Source organism: Dyadobacter alkalitolerans DSM 23607, assembly GCF_000428845.1.
Classification (GTDB): Bacteria; Bacteroidota; Bacteroidia; order Cytophagales; family Spirosomataceae; genus Dyadobacter; species Dyadobacter alkalitolerans.
In genome coordinates this window covers 518,996-537,826 of sequence record NZ_AUAS01000001.1, presented here as the reverse complement: position 1 = coordinate 537,826, position 18,831 = coordinate 518,996, and the positions used below count along the sequence as shown (strand labels likewise).

The 18,831-nt window shown below is 45.2% G+C and carries 12 protein-coding genes; 4 read left to right on the top strand and 8 right to left on the bottom strand.

Annotated features, from left to right (window positions below; genetic code table 11):
• On the top strand, positions 1–3,336 hold the full coding sequence (locus tag G395_RS0102420) for a VCBS repeat-containing protein (protein ID WP_026628608.1): 3,336 nt from the start codon (positions 1–3) through the stop codon (positions 3,334–3,336).
• Between the two features lie 30 nt (positions 3,337–3,366).
• On the opposite strand, the gene G395_RS0102415 is transcribed toward G395_RS0102420, so the two are convergent.
• The 6 genes from G395_RS0102415 to G395_RS0102390 form a co-directional block, all read right to left on the bottom strand.
• A complete protein-coding gene (locus tag G395_RS0102415; protein WP_229203918.1) occupies positions 3,367–5,781 on the bottom strand; it encodes a TonB-dependent receptor in 2,415 nt (804 codons plus the stop codon).
• On the bottom strand, positions 5,769–6,980 hold the full coding sequence (locus G395_RS0102410) for a DUF4249 domain-containing protein (protein ID WP_026628606.1): 1,212 nt from the start codon (positions 6,978–6,980) through the stop codon (positions 5,769–5,771). Before G395_RS0102410 ends, G395_RS0102415 begins: the two co-directional genes overlap by 13 nt.
• A gap of 2 nt (positions 6,981–6,982) precedes the next feature.
• Positions 6,983–9,724 carry a TIM-barrel domain-containing protein gene (locus G395_RS0102405; protein WP_026628605.1) on the bottom strand — a complete coding sequence of 914 codons (2,742 nt, stop codon included), beginning with the start codon at positions 9,722–9,724 and terminating at the stop codon, positions 6,983–6,985.
• Positions 9,725–9,816: 92 nt separating this feature from the next.
• Positions 9,817–10,857 (bottom strand): hypothetical protein, encoded by a 1,041-nt coding sequence (locus tag G395_RS0102400; RefSeq protein WP_026628604.1) that lies wholly within the window; start codon positions 10,855–10,857, stop codon positions 9,817–9,819.
• Positions 10,858–10,878: 21 nt separating this feature from the next.
• On the bottom strand, positions 10,879–11,868 hold the full coding sequence (locus G395_RS0102395; protein ID WP_157486506.1) for a hypothetical protein: 990 nt from the start codon (positions 11,866–11,868) through the stop codon (positions 10,879–10,881).
• A gap of 123 nt (positions 11,869–11,991) precedes the next feature.
• Complete coding sequence (locus G395_RS0102390; RefSeq protein WP_026628602.1) at positions 11,992–12,780, bottom strand: SDR family oxidoreductase; 789 nt, start codon at positions 12,778–12,780, stop codon at positions 11,992–11,994.
• Between the two features lie 137 nt (positions 12,781–12,917).
• On the opposite strand from G395_RS0102390, the gene purH reads away from it, so the two are divergent.
• From purH to G395_RS0102375, 3 genes are all read left to right on the top strand, one after another.
• On the top strand, positions 12,918–14,453 hold the full coding sequence (purH, locus tag G395_RS0102385) for a bifunctional phosphoribosylaminoimidazolecarboxamide formyltransferase/IMP cyclohydrolase (protein WP_026628601.1): 1,536 nt from the start codon (positions 12,918–12,920) through the stop codon (positions 14,451–14,453).
• Between the two features lie 178 nt (positions 14,454–14,631).
• Positions 14,632–15,507, top strand: coding sequence for a hypothetical protein (locus G395_RS0102380; RefSeq protein WP_229203917.1), 876 nt, complete (start codon positions 14,632–14,634; stop codon positions 15,505–15,507).
• A gap of 160 nt (positions 15,508–15,667) precedes the next feature.
• On the top strand, positions 15,668–17,287 hold the full coding sequence (locus G395_RS0102375) for a sodium:solute symporter family transporter (RefSeq protein WP_026628599.1): 1,620 nt from the start codon (positions 15,668–15,670) through the stop codon (positions 17,285–17,287).
• A 70-nt stretch (positions 17,288–17,357) separates the two neighbouring features.
• Here G395_RS0102375 and G395_RS0102370 read toward each other — a convergent pair whose 3' ends face one another.
• Both G395_RS0102370 and G395_RS0102365 read right to left on the bottom strand, forming a co-directional pair.
• Positions 17,358–17,801 carry a peptidylprolyl isomerase gene (locus tag G395_RS0102370; RefSeq protein WP_026628598.1) on the bottom strand — a complete coding sequence of 148 codons (444 nt, stop codon included), beginning with the start codon at positions 17,799–17,801 and terminating at the stop codon, positions 17,358–17,360.
• Positions 17,802–17,931: 130 nt separating this feature from the next.
• Positions 17,932–18,696, bottom strand: a complete 765-nt coding sequence (locus G395_RS0102365) for a lytic transglycosylase domain-containing protein (protein WP_229203916.1) — start codon at positions 18,694–18,696, stop codon at positions 17,932–17,934.
• Between the last annotated feature and the right edge of the window lie 135 nt (positions 18,697–18,831).

Genomic DNA, 18,831 nt, shown 5'->3' with positions numbered 1-18,831 from the left:
ATGCTTTTTCAAAAAACATTTACCAAAATTCTGCTCATTGCTTTCATCCTGGCCGGTTTTTCCTGCGCCAGGGAAAAGGACATTGCCGAGTATGATTTTGACCTGCTAACCGCGGAAAAAACCGGGATCGCCTTCTCCAACACGCTGAAACCAACCAAGGATTTCAACATATTTTACTACATGTATTTTTACAATGGAGGCGGGGTTGGAGCCGGGGATCTGAACAACGACGGACTGATCGACCTCTGCTTTACGGCCAACCAGGAGCCCAACCGCATTTACTTGAACAAGTCGGGCATGAAGTTCGAGGATGTGACGGAAAAGGCGAATTTTAAAGGTGATAAAGGCTGGTCTAATGGCGTCTCAATAGTGGACATTAACCAGGATGGCATGCTGGACATTTACATTAGTCAGGTTGGGGATTATGAATCGATGAAGGGGCACAACCTGCTTTTTGTATGCCAGGAGATCAAGGATGGCGTGCCGGTTTATGCTGAAAAATCAAAGGAATATGGGCTCGATCTGGTCGTTTTTGGAACGCAGGCGATGTTCTTTGATTATGATCTGGACGGCGATCTGGACATGTTCCAGCTCAATCATTCGGTTCACCAGAATGGCACATTTGGCCGCAGGGCGCTTTTTGAGAATGTATATCATCCGCTGGCTGGCGACAAGTTGTTCAAAAATGACAACGGAAAATATGTGGAAGTCTCCAAAACAACCGGCATTCACAGTTCTGCGCTGGGTTATGGCCTTGGACTGGGCGTTGGCGACATTAATTTTGACGGTTATCCCGACATGTACATTGGTAACGATTTTCACGAAAATGATTATTTGTATATCAATCAGAAAAATGGCGCGTTCCGGGATATGACGGATTCGTCGCTGATGCATACGAGCCAGTTTTCAATGGGCGTGGACATTGGGGATCTGAACAATGACATTTTTCCCGAAATCGTATCGCTGGATATGCTTCCGTCCAACTATGAAATCCTCAAAAAATCAGAAGGGGAGGACATGTACAGCATTTTCAAATACAAGATCCGGCAGGGTTATAATTACCAGTTTGCGCGGAATAACCTCCAATACAACAATGGAAACGGCACATTTAGCGAGACTGGCATGTATTCCGGCGTGCATTCCACAGACTGGTCCTGGGCAGCTCTTTTCTCCGATTTCAATAATGACGGCTTAAAAGACCTCTTCATTTCCAATGGCATTCCAAAGCGGATGAATGATACGGATTACATCAAATTTGTTTCGGATGACGTGGTTCAGGAGAAGATCCGGAATAAAAATTTCGATGAAAATGATCCGGGTTTAGCAGACAAACTGCCTGAAATTAAGCTGAATAATAAGTTTTTTGCCAATAAGGGCGATCTGGCGTTCAAGGATATGGACGGCTTGATCCGGAATGATCAGGTTTCATATTCTAATGGTTCTGTTTATGCCGATCTTGACAATGATGGCGACCTGGACATTGTAACGAATAACATTAACGAAAAGGCATTTGTATACGAAAATTTGAATGATAAAAAGGCTGCTAAAAGTGATTTTACACGGCTTTATCTCAAAGGAAATCAGGGCAACCGCAATGCCATTGGCACAAAATGTCTGGTTTTTAAAAAAGACAAAGTGCTGAGTTTTGAGAAATTTCCGGTTCGGGGTTTTCAGTCGAGTATGGAAGTGCCTTTGCATCTTGGTTTGGGTAAAAAGACGGAAGTGGATTCCGTGTTTGTAATCTGGCCGGATAACCATTTTCAGGTGCTTAAATCGGCTGATTTGAAGGATTCGCTGACATTAACCCACAAAAATGACCTGCCTGTTTTCGATTATCAAAAATTCAAAACCAGCCGGGAAACCAAGGATTATACATTCGAAGACATTGCGGCGCAGCTGGGTGTGAACGTGAAGCATGAGGAAAATAATTTCGTAGAGTTTGACCGTAACTCACTCATTCCATTTGAAGTAACTGCTGACGGGCCGGCTTTGGCGATTGCAGACATTAACCACGATGGCCTGGATGATATTTTCGTTGGTTCTTCCAAAAAGCATCGGAATCATCTGTTTTTGCAAACGAATGCGGGCGTTTTTAAGGAATCATTACAGCCAGCATTGCTGAAAGACAGCACTTATGAGGAAGTCAGTGCCGATTGGGTGGATGTAAACCGCGATGGCCATGTGGACCTTGTGGTGGCGACGGGCGGCAATGAGTATGTGAACAATTCCGAATTTCAGATGCCACGGATTTATCTGAATGATGGCAAGGGGAATCTGAGCGCTAAGGCGGATGCATTTACAAATATTTACGTGACCGCTTCGTGCGTTGTTCCGTTTGATTTTACGGGTGATGGGGTCGTGGATTTGTTCATTGGTGGTCGTGCCGTGCCGCTCAATTATGGTGAGATTCCGAAGTCTTATCTACTTAAAAATGATGGTTCGGGCAAATTTACGGATGTTACCAGCCAGTATGGGAAGGAACTTTCGAACATTGGTTATGTAAAAAATGCGAAACTGGCCGATACGGACAAAGATGGCGATCAGGATCTGGTGCTGGCGTTGGAATGGGACGGGATTGTGATGATGCAGAACAACGGCAAAAGCTTCTCCAAAAAAATGCTGACGGACAAAAAGGGCTGGTGGAATTTCGTCATGCCTTATGATTTTGATGGCGACGGTGACCTGGATATCCTGGCTGGAAACCTGGGTTTGAACAGCCGGTTGAAAGCAAATGCTGCGCAGCCGGTGAAAATGTATATCAATGATTATGACGGAAACGGCCGCAAGGAACCGCTGCTGACTTATAACCTGAATGGCAAAGAAGCACTTTTCCCGACCAAGCTGGAAATGGAAAAACAAATGCCCGTGATCCGCAAAAAATACATTTTCGCAACCGATTTTGCCAAAGCCAACATTGGCGATATTGTAGGCGAGGACAAGCTGAAAGAAGCGCAAGTTTTATCAGCGGATTATTTTGAAAACGCCATTCTGGTCAATGATGGCAAAGGCAATTTTGAAGTAAAACCATTGGGATACAAAGCGCAATGGACGCCATTTTACGACGCGCAGATCATCGATGCCAACGGCGACAAGCTGCCCGATGTGCTAATTATGGGTAATTTTTATAACTGCAACATTCAAATGGGCCGTTATGACAGCGATTTCGGCACGGTGCTCATCAACCGCGGCAACTGCAACTTCACACCCGAATCATTGAAAGGTTTTCAGGTCAAAGGGCAGGTCAAGTATTTGAAAAACATCAAGTTGAAAAGCGGTAATGCCATCGTGGCCGCCCGGAATGACGACAAGCTCGTGGTGATCCGGCGTAAAAAATAGTCTCGCAGCATTACAAATTTGCTGTGTTCTTCAAAAAGTGAAGTTATAGGCAACCGTCGCGATCGGCGTTGCGAAAATGTTCAGCTTATAGCTTTTGGTAACGGCATTTTCGGTCTTGAAAAAGACGGAATAAGCATTCTTGCGCGCGTAGAGATTGTAAATCGAGAATGTCCAATGCCCCTGCCAGTGGCGGTTTTTCATGGTCGGATTGTAAATGTTCCATGCAAAGTCGAGGCGATGATAATCGGGAATGCGCTTGTTGTTACGCTTATCGTAGAATGGGTAAACGTTGTTCTGGTAATTAATAAAGCCAATCGGCTCAGAATAAGGCCTTCCGGTGCTGTATGCGAAGGTGAATCCGAATGAATTGTGCGTGTCGACTGTAATGTCCAGGGAAGCGTTGAATGTGTGCGGTTTGTCGTAATTGGCCGGATACCAGTCGCCACGGTTCACTTGTTCGATCAATGCGGCGTCCCGGTCTACAATGTTCAGGGATCTTGCATAGGTGTAATTAGCCCAGCCTTTGAGTTTCCCCTTCTTTTTAGAAAGCATCATTTCCAGGCCATAGGACTTGTTTCTCCCCTGGATCATCTGCGTTTCTGGATATTGCTGCAACAGGAAATCTGCGCCTGGCTTGTAATCAATGATATTTTTGGCATTGCGGTAATAACCTTCCAGCGTGATCTCATAAATGTCCTCATCAAACGATTGGTAGAATCCAGCCGTAAACAAATGGCTGATCTGCGGCTTAATGTGCATATCGCTCGTTTTCCAGCGGGAAGTGGGGATAGGCGTGGCCGTGTTGGAAACCACCTGAATGTATTGCCGCATCAGGTTGTAGCCGAATTTGAGCGAAATCCGGTCATTCAGCGCATAGCGCACACCCACACGCGGCTCCGGCCCGCCGTAGGATTTCGAAACTTTACCTTTGTTATAAACCGTTGAATCCAGAACCGAAAAATCATCCCTCGGCTGGCCGGGCAGATAATTTCTAACAACCGCCTTGCCCGTCGCCATAAAGAACGAATAGCGCAATCCGAGCGAAACGGCCAGTTTTTTGGAGAAATTGATCTCATCATCGGCATACCAGGCCACTTCATTAGCATGCTCAGTGGGCGTTGCAATGTAGTTGACGCTCTTGCTCAGTCCCGGCTGCAAGGTGCCGGGTGCAATGACATATTGCGTGCCGATAAATCCCGTTTCAAACTTGTGGTTGGCCAATTGATAGTTAATGTTCGACTTCACCTGACGCTGCTCCACGGCCGATTCCAGCTTCACCACATTGCCCGTTTCCTTTTCCGCTGTGCCAATGTCAGGCGTGTATTTAGCATAAATGGCCGTCGTTTGCAATGTAACCTCCGGACTGATCACGTGCAGCCAGCGCAGCATGCCGTTGGTCGTAATGTGCTTGTAATAAGTGTCCGTCCCGACCACATTGGGCAGGTTAGTTAACAGGTCTGTTTTGAAATAATCATTGCTGTAATAGCCCATGAATGTGAGCGTATTCTTTTGATTGATCTTCCAAAACGACTTAGCAGAAAGCTCGCCAAACTTGGCGCTGATGTTATTCAGCTGCTTGCCAAGTTTGGGCAAAATAAAATCATTAAAAGCCCCACGGCCAGCTACATACACACCCAGTTTCCCCTTGATGATTGGCACATCGACCATTAACCGGTTTGAAATGAGGCTGATACCGCCTTCGAGCCTGAGCTTTTCCAGATTAGGATTTTTGGTTGAAATATCAAGGACGGATGCCACCCGGCCACCGAAGCGCGCCGGCACATTGCCTTTATACAGATCCAGACTATTAACTGTATTCGGCGGAATAACCGAAAACAGCCCGAACATATGAGTGGGATTAAAGATAGGCGTATCGTCGAGCAAAATGAGCGTTTGGTCCGTGGTCCCGCCTCTGATATTGACACCATTGGAAGCCTCGCCGACGCTGGAAACGCCCGGTAGCATTTGCAGGCTGCGCAGAATGTCAAGTTCCCCGAATGCTGAAGGCAGCTTTTCGAGCGTCTTAATGTTGATCTGCAACGAACCGAGAATGGGCTGCCGGATAGTTTGGTCAAAACCTTTGCTGGTAATGATAACCTCTTCCAGCTGGCTCGACGTTGTAGTCATTAGCACATCGAAATGCGCTTTCTGCGTGCCGCTTTTGATAAAAACTTTGAATGCTTCGTAACCCACATGCCGGATTACGAGGACGTGATCGCCATTTGGAATGTTAATGGTAAAATTGCCTTTCGCATCCATTTCCGCCGCCGACCAGCTTTTCCTGTAATCGATCACAATGCTGGCTCCGGGCAAAGGCGCGCGCGTAGCTGAATCACGCACCGAGCCCGTGATGGTAAGCCCCTGCGCGGAAGCGTTGACGACATTAACTAGTAAGAAAAGAAAAATGTATAATCCCTTCATTCGCAATTCATTTATTGCGTCCATTTCCAGTCTTTGGGTAAAAACGGCGTGCGCGACCTGCTTTTTTTACAAATCGCCAGCGGAATGTATGGCCGCCCGGCGGAGCGCTCTTCCAGGATAGGGTCGCGGTTGTGAATGGTTTTGAAAAGCTGGTTCAACACCGCCGCATTCTTGATATTTTTCCGCCAGAGCATTGTCCGGTATTCCGAAACGGAGGAAGCAGTAAAGAACCCGATGATCAGCTCATTTTTGTCTTTCTGATTGGTAACATTGCCTTGAATGGGCGCGGGTGGCGTGTCTGCCAGTGTTCCTGAATTATTTGCCTGATCCTGAATGAGTTTCAGAAAACGATAAGCATTAGGTGTGAGTGAATTTTGTTGCAGGCTTACCAGGCACGGATTGGATTGTAAAAGCGGGATCTGCGCCACGAGCTTGTCTTTTTGTCCCTGTCCGTTTGTGTAAATGTCCGAGAAAATGGTGATGTCTTTGCTATAAAAAATATCCCAGCAAAGGTCCTCGCAGGTGTAGTCGTAAATGTCGTTGTATTTTAATGTAAGGTCTTTGAAACAGTCGCCATCCACGCCGTTTTCCGCATCGAAAAGATAGTATTTACCCTGATTGCATGTTGTGCAGTTTTTTTGCAATTCCCAGAGCGTCCATTGCCAGCGGTAAAAATTCTTCTCGCCCGCAGGGTCGTCAAAATCAAGATAAATGTCGTTGCTGGGCGTGAATTCGCCATAATATTCAGAAAGCTTTGGAATTCCTTTGGGGTTAAAAACGTCATACGCGCGATTCACGGCTGAAACCGGCGGCATGATTTCAGAAGAAGATTTATAGAGTTTTCCTTTTTCTGTTAAAAATTCCAACTCATAGGCATCGCCTACTTTTCCTTTGAAGTTGGCGGGCAACTGATAAATGCCCGGCTCCGTTTCAGTAAGGTTAAGCACCTGTGTTCCGTTTACAATCACCTTCGCCTTTGCTTTTTCCAGCGGCAATGTGGATAGGCCTTTGGTCCAGATCGTCTGCGTGAATTCCGAACTTTCGTTGGTCGCTTCCGGATTGGTTTTGGATAAGGAAATAAACTGCGGAACGTCCAGATCCGTAAGCACGCCGTCCACCACAACATATTCTTTCGCCGTCTCGAAAGTGACGCCATATGGCTCCACACAGGCCGTAATGCCCGTGACAAGAAAGGTTAGCAAAAACGAAAGCCTGTAATTCATGGCTATTGAATAACTATTTTCTTTGTAAAATACTGCCCCTGCCTATTCCGAAGCCTCACCACATACGCACCGCCCGAAACGCGCAGATCCAAGCTCAGATCCAGCACTTTACCCTTGCTATGCTGTCCTAATGCACTCTTATAGACCAAAACCCCGGCAACATTGTATACTTCCAGCTCATAGTTGCCCGTTTCTGGAACATTCACTTTTACCGAAACAGGGGACCGGGCGGGGTTTGGAAAAATATTCAACACAAGATCATTCGCTTTCGGCTCGGAGCCGGTAATCACGTCGAGGCCCTCACGCGTGACCGCAATGTTGGCTGTTGTATTGCAATCCCAGTCAAACTGCACTTGCAGCTGCTTGTCCAGCAAGTCGTAATAAGCCGTGTTGTTCTTGAATTCGGTGTTTGTATAAACGACCGGTATCGATTGACTATTGAGCGTTACGGTAGTTGGATTGGAGGTAAGGTTTTTTATTTCAAATATTAAATGTCTCTTGGCAAGGGATTTATCAAAGTTTTTTGTCCGCTGAACCGTCACATTCACCTGGTCATTGGAAACCTTTCCTCCAAATTCGACGAGTTCATATTTTGATTTGGTCAAGGAATTGGGATTAATGCCGTCATCGTGGAACATGGTGAATGTGGATGTCGGAACCGAAATGTCCTGGTAAAACCGCACGGTCAAGCTGTCGGAACTGTATTGGTCGGTAGTTTTTTTGGTCGTGGAAGTGGCCATAGGAATAAAGCTGCCGCCTCTGGCATAGACCGGAATGTTGTCAACTGTGAGTTTTGGGAAAACATTCGTGTTACCATTATACACTTCGTTGTTCCAGAAGTTAAACCATTTCCCAGGCGGCAAAACGATTTTCCGTGACGGCATTCCATGCAGCAGAACGGGCGCAACCAGCAGATTTTCTCCAAAGAAATACTGATCACCCAGGTTACCAAGCGCCCTGACATTGTTGAAATAGTCCATTGGCAAGCAGATTGGCCTTCCTGAAATGCTGTTTTTCCAGGCCAGTGAATAAATGTACGGCAGAAGCTGGTAACGCACGGTTGCATATTTTTTGACCGTGCTGTAAAACGGCTCGCTGAGATTGAACGGTTCTACATTCTCACGGTGGCCGGCCACTTTCAAAATCGGCATAAATGTGCCAAACTGAAACCAGCGTAAATCCAGCTCTTCATCCTTTTCTGCCTTATCGGACATGATTACGGCCCCGCCCACATCCGAATGCATATAACCCATTCCCGACATGCCAGCCTGCACCAGGATCGGGATTTGGAGCTTCAAACCAGCCCAGTAACGACTCACATCGCCACTCCAGGGCAAGGCCCCATAACGCTGCGAACCCGCCCAGCCAGAGCGTGTCATGTGAAAAATCCGCTCTTCAGGAAAGTCTTTTGTGAAGTTATTGTAAAAGGTTTTGGACCAAAAAAGAGAATACAGATTATGTATCTGAAAGGCATTGCCGAGCTCGTGCACGGCATTCATCGGGTGCGGGTCCGGCTCTGTTTTCTCGCTCCACCAGCCCGCAACGCCCTGAGCGGCCAGTTTTTTGTGTTTTTCCCAAAGCCAGGTTTGGGCAGCAGTTTTGAAAATGTCAAGCAGTCCGGTCGTTGCAGTGCCTACGTTCATTGCGTAGGTTTGGCCGCTGTTAGGAGTTTTTGTAAAAAGAGATTGCGCTTCCGCTGGTTTGTAACTAATGGACTTGGTGCTAATGTAGGGATCTGCAATTAAAATGGTTTTGACACCTTTATCCAGCAAGCTTTTCACCATTCCCACTGCATTAGGCCAGTTTTTCGGATCCCAATCCATGTTCCCCCGCACATTCTGACCGCCATACCAATGTGAATCCAACGCCAAGGCATCCACGGGAAATCCCTGATCTTGAAGTTTCGAAATGGCCACCGTCGCATCACTCTCATTGGCATAACCCGATCTGGACTGAATGTAACCAAAAGCCCAGCGCGAAGGCAGTGGCTGCCGGCCCGTCAGAAGCGTATAATTAGCAAGAATCTCATCATTATCATTGCCATGGATCAGGTAATAAGCCCATTTCCCCGTGCTTGCCGACTCCACGCGCAGCAATGTCGAATCCACAGCGCCCACATACATGCGCATGGAACCCGGTCTGTCGCTGTCAAAAAACAGCCCGTATTTGTGAGAACAGACTATGAAAGGAACATTCAGGCTTTGGGATAAACCCGTTGACTGGTCAAAATATTCGTATTCCCAGGAATTATAAAAATCAAAGCCTTTCCGGTTGAGATCGGGGCCGAAAGGGCGCCCGCCCGCGCCATGAAAAACGTCTTTTGGATTAATGTTGAAAAGATAGCTGACCGAATCCTTCGTCTGCACAAATCCCCGCATTTCCTTGATTTTAACTGCATTACCAGACTTTAATGCAACATTCAGCGGAAACTTGTCGATTGCTAGCGTGCACTTTTCCGTTCGTATTTCAATGTTGTCTTTAGTTTCAACAATGTTAAGTGCAGCCGTTGAAGGCGGGAGAATTACGGAGTAAGAATTGTCAAGACCCGGCGCATTTTTGGCAGGGAGCACTTGAACCTCAAATATTTCCGGGGAGAAACTCTGAATAATCAGCAAACCTTTGCTACCCTGGATGCTGATGCTGCCTTTGCCCTTCTCGTAGCTTACAAAATTGCCCGCTCCCTGCCCGAAAGACAGCTTACCCGCAACTATAAAAAGCAAAACAAGGAAGTATTTGTATGTCATAGACTTAAATCGGCCGCACCCAGCGTTCCCACCTAAGTTAAGTCAAATAAAACAAATTTTCCTGGCTATTATTTAATTATTTAATGATGGTATTAATCGCAGTCTTCGTAATTGTATTTCGTGATTTGGGTTATTTCGTTTCCTGGTTGGTATACTTTAAACGTTGATGTTTCCGGAAGGCCATTCGGAAAATATTGCCACTCTGTATTTTCGATATACGGATCACGATTAGGATAGGTCAATGTTTTTTTGACAATGTTATTTTTCTCACTTGACGCAAGAAAAACGTTAACATCATCGGGAATTCCTTTGTAACGGCGAGGAATCAGGAGTTCCGGATTTTTTTTGTTATCAAATAATCGCCTTTCTGAATAAACCAGTTTTGACTGGTAATGACTTTCTGCAAATGTAAGATTGTCGTTAGCATCATATTCCGCAACGAACTCAGAATCACCATACGAATCCTTAATAATCCTGCCCTTTGCGTCATACTTCGTGTTCTCGGTATCTGCAAAAACCTGAACGCCATTTTTAAATTGTATGGTTGCTCCCGGTCCACTTTCGGTTTTATGTTCTATTGACTTTACTAAACCTTGTGGATCATATTTATAGTTTTTGGTCAGCTCGGTTACATATGTTTTGGGCGCATAGTTATCTCCTTGTACAACCGTGCTTACTTTATTGTAAGATGATTGTACCAATTTGTCTGTATAGATGAATGTTGTAACGTCGTTTATCTCGATACTGCCCTTTTTGTAAAAAGGGTAATCATTATAAGAAAAGACGCCTTGTTGAAGCGTTAACTTATGACGCTTAATTTCTGTCAGAAAACCATCAGCATTGTATTTGAAGGCAAACGTTTCGTCATCGCTGGACTTTCTGGGAAAGTCAGGGTTGCTGTTTTGGACATTATTTTCTACTGTTATGGATATCAGTTTGCCATCAATATCATGTTTCAAATGCGATTCATACATATAAGTGGTTGTATCGCCGTAACTGTTTTGCTTAGCAGTATACGATTTTCCAGTAAACCGGCAATTTGAAGATGGTTGAACCTCATGGTCTTTTGTACTGCAAGAGAAAGTCAAAGCCAGAAAGGCAAGGAAAGTAAATGTTGATCGATAGAGGCGCATTGTGAGAGTTGATTGTCTGGTTTAATTGCAATTTTCGTAACGATATGTAGTCACCTGTTTTTGTATACTGCCCGGCTTATCGATGGCTGATGTTGAAGTTATTGGTAAGCCATTCGAATTGTATTGCCACACTATATTTTTGGTATATCCATCCTGAGTCGGATAGGAGTAAGTGCTTTTTACCTGATTATTTTTACCTTCCGTATACCGTAGATATGGCATATCTTCCGGGATTCCTTTGAAGCGAAACGGAATAATTGATTCCGGATTTATCTTATCATCGTAGGTTCGCTTGTCCGTGACGCTAAGATTGGACTGGATGTATGTTTGATACAATATGATATTATCATTGTTATCATATGCTATAACTACGTTGCCCGAGCTGGCTGTTCTTCCTTTTTCGTCATACTTGGCGATTTGCATGCCATCCTGGTTAACAGTCGTGGCCCTGATGCCGTTTTGAAAAGTGGTGATGGATTTTCCACCATTGCGGTTTGTTATTATTGTTTGCTGAATGACGCCCTGCGCATTGTATTTATAAGTTTTGCCAGCCTCGTATTCGTAATTTTTCGGAGCATTTTCGTCGCCCTTGACCACAGTTAAAGTTTTTCGCTGATACGACTCAACAAGCTTATTTACGTAAGTGAAGGTCGTCGTTTCATCGGTCTCAATTCTGCCTTTTTTGAATCGGCCATAGTCATTGTATGAAATGTTGCCCGTGTGATTTATGATTTCATGCTTTTTGGTCTCCACTAAAAAACCATCGGAGTCATACTTAAAGACGTAGGTTTCTTCCTGATTTACTGTTATTGGAAACTGTTTGCCCGGGTTCTCATTACGCATTTGCAAGACAGAAAATTCGGAAAGTCGCCCGTGATTGTCCTGCTTAATATGTGATTCGTAAGTTTCAGTTGATTCGTAACCGGAAGTAAGTTGCTCCAATCGATAGCTTTTGCCAGCAAATTGACAACCTTGTTCGGGAGTGGAAGGATGGTCTTTTGAACAAGACATGAGAAGTGTAAACAGGAAGACAAATGCTGTCCAGCACGTAAAAAGGCGCATAGAAAAGGGTTTACTTTGAAGCAAATGTATCAAAGTAAACCCGGATATACTTAATTTCTTATAAAATTAATACTACATACTCTCCGTCCTGCCACCATCAACCGGCAGATTGATTCCGCTGATGCTTGCTGCCGCCGGGCTGCATAGGAAGGCGACTGCTGCTGCCACTTCTTTGGCTTCGCTGAAACGGCGGATGGGAATGCTGGATTGCAGTTCCTGGGCGACTTCGTCTTTTGACTTACCTGAATTTTTGCTCCGCACTTCCAAAACCGAATCGAGGCGGGAAGTGACGGTGTAGCCGGGGAGCACATTGTTGGAAGTGATGCCGAACTGGCCCAATTCCAGCGATAATGTCTTTGACCAGCTTGCTACCGCGCCGCGGATGGTGTTGGAAACGCCTAATCCCACGATCGGTTGCTTTACCGATGTGCTGATAATGTTCACAATGCGGCCGTAATGAGCTCTTTTCATGGATGGAACAACAGCCTGCGCCAGGAACTGGTTATTGATGACGTGCATCTGGAAGGTTTTAAGAAACTGATCCGGATCGGCGTCGATGATCGGGCCGCCAGACGGACCGCCGGTGTTGTTCACAAGAATGTGGACGTCGGGAACGAGGCGGAGATAATTTTCGATGGCTTCCTTTACATTTTCAGGATCGGCGAAATCTGCTAAGATGTAGCGGTGCAGTTGTCCGGCGGATGTATCGAGCGTGTCAACTGCTTCCCTTAATTTTTCCTCATTCCGCGCGACCAATGTTACATTAGCGCCCAATAATGCCAGTTCAAGGGCCGATGCGAGGCCGATTCCCTGCGTGCTTCCGCAAACCAATGCCGTTTTTCCAGTCAGATCAAGATTCATTGCTTTTGATTTAGGTCTCTTTAATTCGTTCGTTGTCTCTTCGATTTTAGCAGTTTTTGCTTCAAACTTCGTACTTTTTTCGGCTATCTTTGCGGTTTATTTTTCAGTCAGAGAAATCATTAGTCTAACATCCCACAATGTCGAAAAAAATCCAATCCGCTCTTATTTCTGTATACTATAAGGACGGACTTGAACCATTGGTTCGCCTGTTGCACAACGAAGGTGTAAAACTTTATTCCACCGGAGGCACGCAGACTTTCATTGAAAACCTGAACATTCCCGTTACTGCCGCGGAAGAACTGACCGGTTATCCATCTATTTTTGGAGGACGCGTAAAAACATTGCACCCGGCCATTATGGGCGGTATTTTGTATCGCCGTGATGACGCTGGCGATGTAGCACAGGCGCAGCAATACAACATTCCTGCCATTGATCTGGTGGTTGTGGATCTTTATCCTTTTGAAGAAACGGTTGCTTCGGGCGCGGGAGAAGAGGATATCATTGAAAAAATCGACATTGGAGGCATTTCGCTGATTCGCGCAACGGCCAAAAATTTTAAGGATACATTAATCGTTTCGTCACGCAGCCAATATGCGGAGGTTGTCGAATTGCTGACTGCGAAAGCGGGCGCTACGGATATCGAAGACCGTCGTTTCTATGCAGGCCAGGCGTTTGCGGTTTCTTCTCATTATGACGGAGCGATCAATCGCTTTTTTACAGCGGATAAAGAAAAAACAGACGAGGCGCTTTTTGACTTCACAAGCCTGTCGTCTCAAACATTGCGTTACGGCGAAAACCCACACCAGAATGCGACTTACTACGGTGATCTGGAAGGGATTTTCGATAAATTACATGGTAAGGAGCTGTCTTATAATAACTTGGTAGATGTTGATGCTTGTGTAAGCCTGATTGATGAATTTGCAGAATCAGGACCGACATTTGCCATCATTAAGCACACCAATGCCTGTGGAATTGCCACTGCATCGACCGCAAAAGAAGCTTATGACAATGCATTAGCCTGCGATCCGGTTTCGGCGTTTGGTGGTGTGGTGATTACCAATACAAAAGTGGATCTGGCTACGGCTGAGGAGCTTAACAAGCTGTTCATGGAAATTCTGATCGCTCCGGAATATGACGAAGATGCATTGCAGTTGTTAAAATCTAAAAAGAACAGGATTCTGCTGAAACGCAATGCAGTTGTTTTGCCACAAATCATGTTCAAGACCATTCTCAATGGCGTTTTGGTGCAGGATAAAGACCTGTCAACAGAAGTTCAGTCCCAATTCACAACGGTTACCGAAAAAGCACCAACAGCAAGTGAGCTTACCGCCCTTGAATTTGCATTGAAAGTTTGCAAGCATACAAAGTCAAACACGATCGTTCTGGCCAAAGAAAACCAGTTACTAGCCAGCGGAACGGGACAAACCTCCCGCGTAGACGCATTGCGCCAGGCAATTGATAAAGCAAATGCATTCGGCTTCGACCTGAACGGCGCTGTAATGGCCTCAGACGCATTCTTCCCATTCGCAGACTGCGTTGAAATCGCACATTTGGCAGGGATTACAGCTGTTGTGCAGCCCGGCGGTTCCATTCGGGATAAGGAGTCCACGGATTATTGCAATGCGAATGGCGTAGCGATGGTTACGACAGGCGTGAGGCACTTTAAGCATTAAGTAGTCCAGAAAGCTACTTCCCGTGTCACGCTGAATGTGCATTGTGCAACTGCAACCCTCTCTGTCACGCTGAGCGGAGTCGAAGCGGCGCTACTCCTTGGTAACGCGCTTCGACTCCGCTCAGCGTGACAAGGGGAGTATCTTCTTCGCTTTTTCAAATCTCAATTCAACCCACAACTTGAACCCCAACAACTCTTCCCAGCACCTTTATTTCAAGCTGGGAAAGCTGTTTTTTATTGGATTTGTTGTCATCATTGCCAGTCTTTTCTTCCTCTATCCCCAGATTTTCTACTGTGAATTAATCCGTTTCTCCGGATTCCGGTCTGATAAGGGATCTATTTATTACAGCGCGGACATTAAACCGGTTTATTACAAAAAAATTAAATCCATCATTAACCGCTCCGAGGTTAGGGTTGACTCTTTTTTTGATGGGAAAAAAGCCAATCCGGTCATTATCGTTTGCAGTAACCCGCAGGAGTATCAGAAATATTGCAGCAGCACAGAAGGGGCGGGGTGCAGTTTAGGGACGCCTTGGGGCAATTCGTTTGTGATCCTTAATACGCAGGGAATGAATGTGGATGTGATCAGCCACGAAATGAGCCATACGGAACTGCTTGAAAGACTGGGTTGGTGGACCATTGCAACGGAAATTCCGCAATGGTTCAACGAAGGCATTGCGCTCATGCTCGACAGGCGGTTTGTGAACAACCCGGATAAAATTGGCCGGTATTACGATTACATGGACGAATGGCTCTACTACACAGGCGGCGGGCAGCAGATTTTGGAGCTCAGGGATATGGCATCGATCAAAGGTTTTTTTAATGCAAATCAAAAGCAGGTGATGCTTGCTTATATGTCGGCCGGGCTGGAAGTTTCCTATTGGCTTATCCTTTCGGAAGACGATGGTTTGCAGAGGTTGATAGGAGAAATGAAGGCCGGGAAATCATTTGAAGAGGCCTATCAGCATGGGGAAGCCCAAAAACGCGCTTACTGGTTTAAGAAACTGCCAACGAACCCGCTCCGATTTCAGGATTCAAAGAAAATATCGGAGTAAATACATGTCGATTTAACACTTGTAACTATATTTATGAACGCATTTGAAAACAGGACTATTATTCCCATGTCTGTTTTCATTTTGCACTATTTTCTGAAAATAATGTACCTTTCGATTTAAACCAATCAACCTCATACATTCATCTATTTTATTATTTGAAATGCAACAATTACAGAGCCTGGATTATATTGTTTTCTTCTTTTATTTCATTGTCGTCTCCGGTTACGGTTATTGGATTTATCAACGGAAAAGGTCAACAGTCGAGTCAACCAAGGATTTCTTTTTGGCGGAAGGCTCGCTGACCTGGTGGGCGATCGGAGCTTCATTAATTGCTTCCAATATTTCAGCAGAGCAGTTCATCGGAATGTCCGGAAACGGCTTCTCGATGGGTTTGGGTATTTCAACATATGAATGGATGGCAGCGGCGACACTTGTGATTGTAGCCGTTTTTTTTATGCCCATTTATCTCAAAAACAAGATTTATACAATGCCTCAATTCCTGAGCCAGCGTTATAATCCTACGGTGAGCTTAATTATGGCCGTTTTCTGGCTGGCGTTGTACATTCTTGTAAACCTTACTTCTATCCTTTATCTGGGTGCGCTTGCTGTCTCGGGTATTTCCGGATTGGATTTCCAGTTTTGTATGATCGCGCTCGCCGTTTTTGCGATCATTATCACGATCGGCGGGATGAAAGTGATTGGTTTTACAGACGTTATCCAGGTTTTCTTTCTTGTGATCGGCGGTTTGGCAACAACTTATCTGGCGATTAACCTGGTTTCGGGTGATGCAGGCATCGACGGCGTAATGACCGGGATCAAAATGATGCGTGAAAATCACGACGACCATTTCCATATGATTTTCCCTAAAACAAGTCCATTTTATATGCAATTGCCTGGTTTGACGGTTCTCCTTGGCGGGATGTGGATTGTAAACCTGAACTACTGGGGTTGTAACCAATACATTACACAACGGGCATTAGGAGCGGATTTGAAGACAGCCCGTAACGGAATCTTGTTCGCGGCGTTTCTAAAACTTTTAATGCCGGTGATCGTGGTTTTGCCAGGTATAGCAGCCTACGCGCTTTATAGTAAAGGTATGTTCCAGGCAGAAATGCTGGATGCAGATGGGCAGATCAATGCAGATAAAGCCTATCCGGTGTTGCTTAATTTGCTTCCTGCGGGTTTGAAAGGGCTTTCGTTTGCCGCATTAACTGCTGCTGTGGTGGCTTCGCTGGCGGGTAAAGCAAATAGTATTTCAACGATTTTCACACTCGATATTTTCAAAAATTATATTGGCAAAAATTCGGATGAAAAAACGCTAGTACGCATCGGACGTATCGTTGTTGTGGTTTCTATGATCCTTGCAATCGTGGTTTCTCCTTATATGGGAATTGATAAAAAAGGTGGTTTCCAGTTTATTCAGGAAATGACGGGCTTGTTATCGCCGGGTATTTTTGCATCGTTTATCATGGGCTTTTTCTGGAAGCGTACCAACTCCGCAGGTGCATTATTCGCCATTGTAGGCGGTTTCCTTATTGCATTGGCCATGCACAACAATTACTTCCCGTTTGCGGACTGGACAGAAGTTCCATTCCTGGACCGTATGGGTTTGGTATTCCTGATCTGCGTGGTGGTAATGGTGATTTTAGGCTTGGTAATGCCTGATGAGAAGAAAGGATTGGCGATCGATACGGCAATGTTCATCCCGCACCGCAGCTTTATCATCGGCGCAGCAGTTGTTATCGGCATTATCGTATTCTTATATGCCTACTTCTGGTAATAGGAGAAGAAGGGCAAAAAAGAAAGGCTTGGAGCGATCCAAGCCTTCTTTTTTTGAGACAATCAGGAGATTAAGCCTGCTCTTCGATAATGGTAATTTTCTGGATTTTATCTCCCTGACGAAGCAAGTCCACAGTATCGACGCCTTCCACCACTTTGCCGAAACAAGTATGGTTTCCGTCCAAATGTGCTGTGTTTTTGCGGCTATGGCAGATAAAAAACTGCGATCCGCCGGTGTTACGTCCTGCATGTGCCATGGAAAGAACGCCACGGTCATGATATTGGTTACCGCCGTTCAGCTCGCAATCAATTTTATAGCCAGGACCTCCACGACCGGTTCCGGTTGGATCGCCGCCTTGCACCATAAAATCAGGTATAACCCTGTGGAAGATCAGTCCGTCGTAAAATCCTTTTTTTGAAAGATCAACAAAGTTTTTCACCGTTCCGGGTGCGTCCGCATCGTAAAACTCGATCAGCATCGTGCCTTTATCGGTGATCATTTCTGCTTTTGTCATATTGATTTTAAAGAGAATTTGAATAAAAATTGAAGTTGTTTCCGGTCAGTTGAGCTGACGTTTCATAACAACACAAAGAAAAGGATAATGTATCCTTTTCTTCAACTTTATGCCAAAATAAATGATTGGATTAGGAGTCAGTGACTGGCTTATCAGTTTGTTTTACCAACTGTACATCCGCTTTTTTCTGCTCCACCTTGAAGTCTGCCAAACGGTCGACGACGTCTCCGCTTACCCATTCTTTGCTTCTTTCGGGGTTGTTAAACCATTCTTTGACAGCCAGTAACTTATAAATGTAACGGGTTGTTTCTGAGTTTAAACGCAATTTGAAATAATCGTCCTTATTCTGAGCATCCAGTTTATTCTGAATGTGCGTGGGTCCTGCATTATAAGCAGCGGCAACGAGTGTCCATGAACCAAGCTGACGATAAAGATTGCGCAGGTATTTTCCTGCTGCATGCGTTGATTTCACGAGATGTTTGCGGTCGTCCCTGGTTTCATTCACAACCAGGCCAAGAGATTTAGCTGTTGCCGGCATCAGCTGCCAGTAGCCTCCCGCGCCACGGTGCGATTTTGCGTCGTCACTCATTGCGCTCTCTATCAGGGGAAGATATTTGAAATCGGCTGGTACTCCATACTTTTTAAGAATCGGTTCTATAATCTTGATTCTTTTTTGGGTCTTAGTCATCAGCTTACGAAAGGTGGGGTTGTCGTAATTTCTGATCATTTTTTGATATCGCTCAGCGATTCGAAGCTCTGATAATGGAATGGCCTCGCCACAGAAGTCAATAGCAAGAAGATCTGAATCTATAATTGTTGTCTCTTTCAGTTCCTTCTTTTCCACCCCCACCTCGCTCACTGGTTCATTACCCATTATTGCGATTGAGAGGGCCATAAAGATAAGTTTAATCATTCATTTTTCATTTCGTGGAACATAGTATAAAGGCTTAAAGCCGGAGCAAAGATAACGCCGTTTGAATTAAAAATATTTCATTTTTCTGTAAAACTTTGATTTATAGACAATTATGTA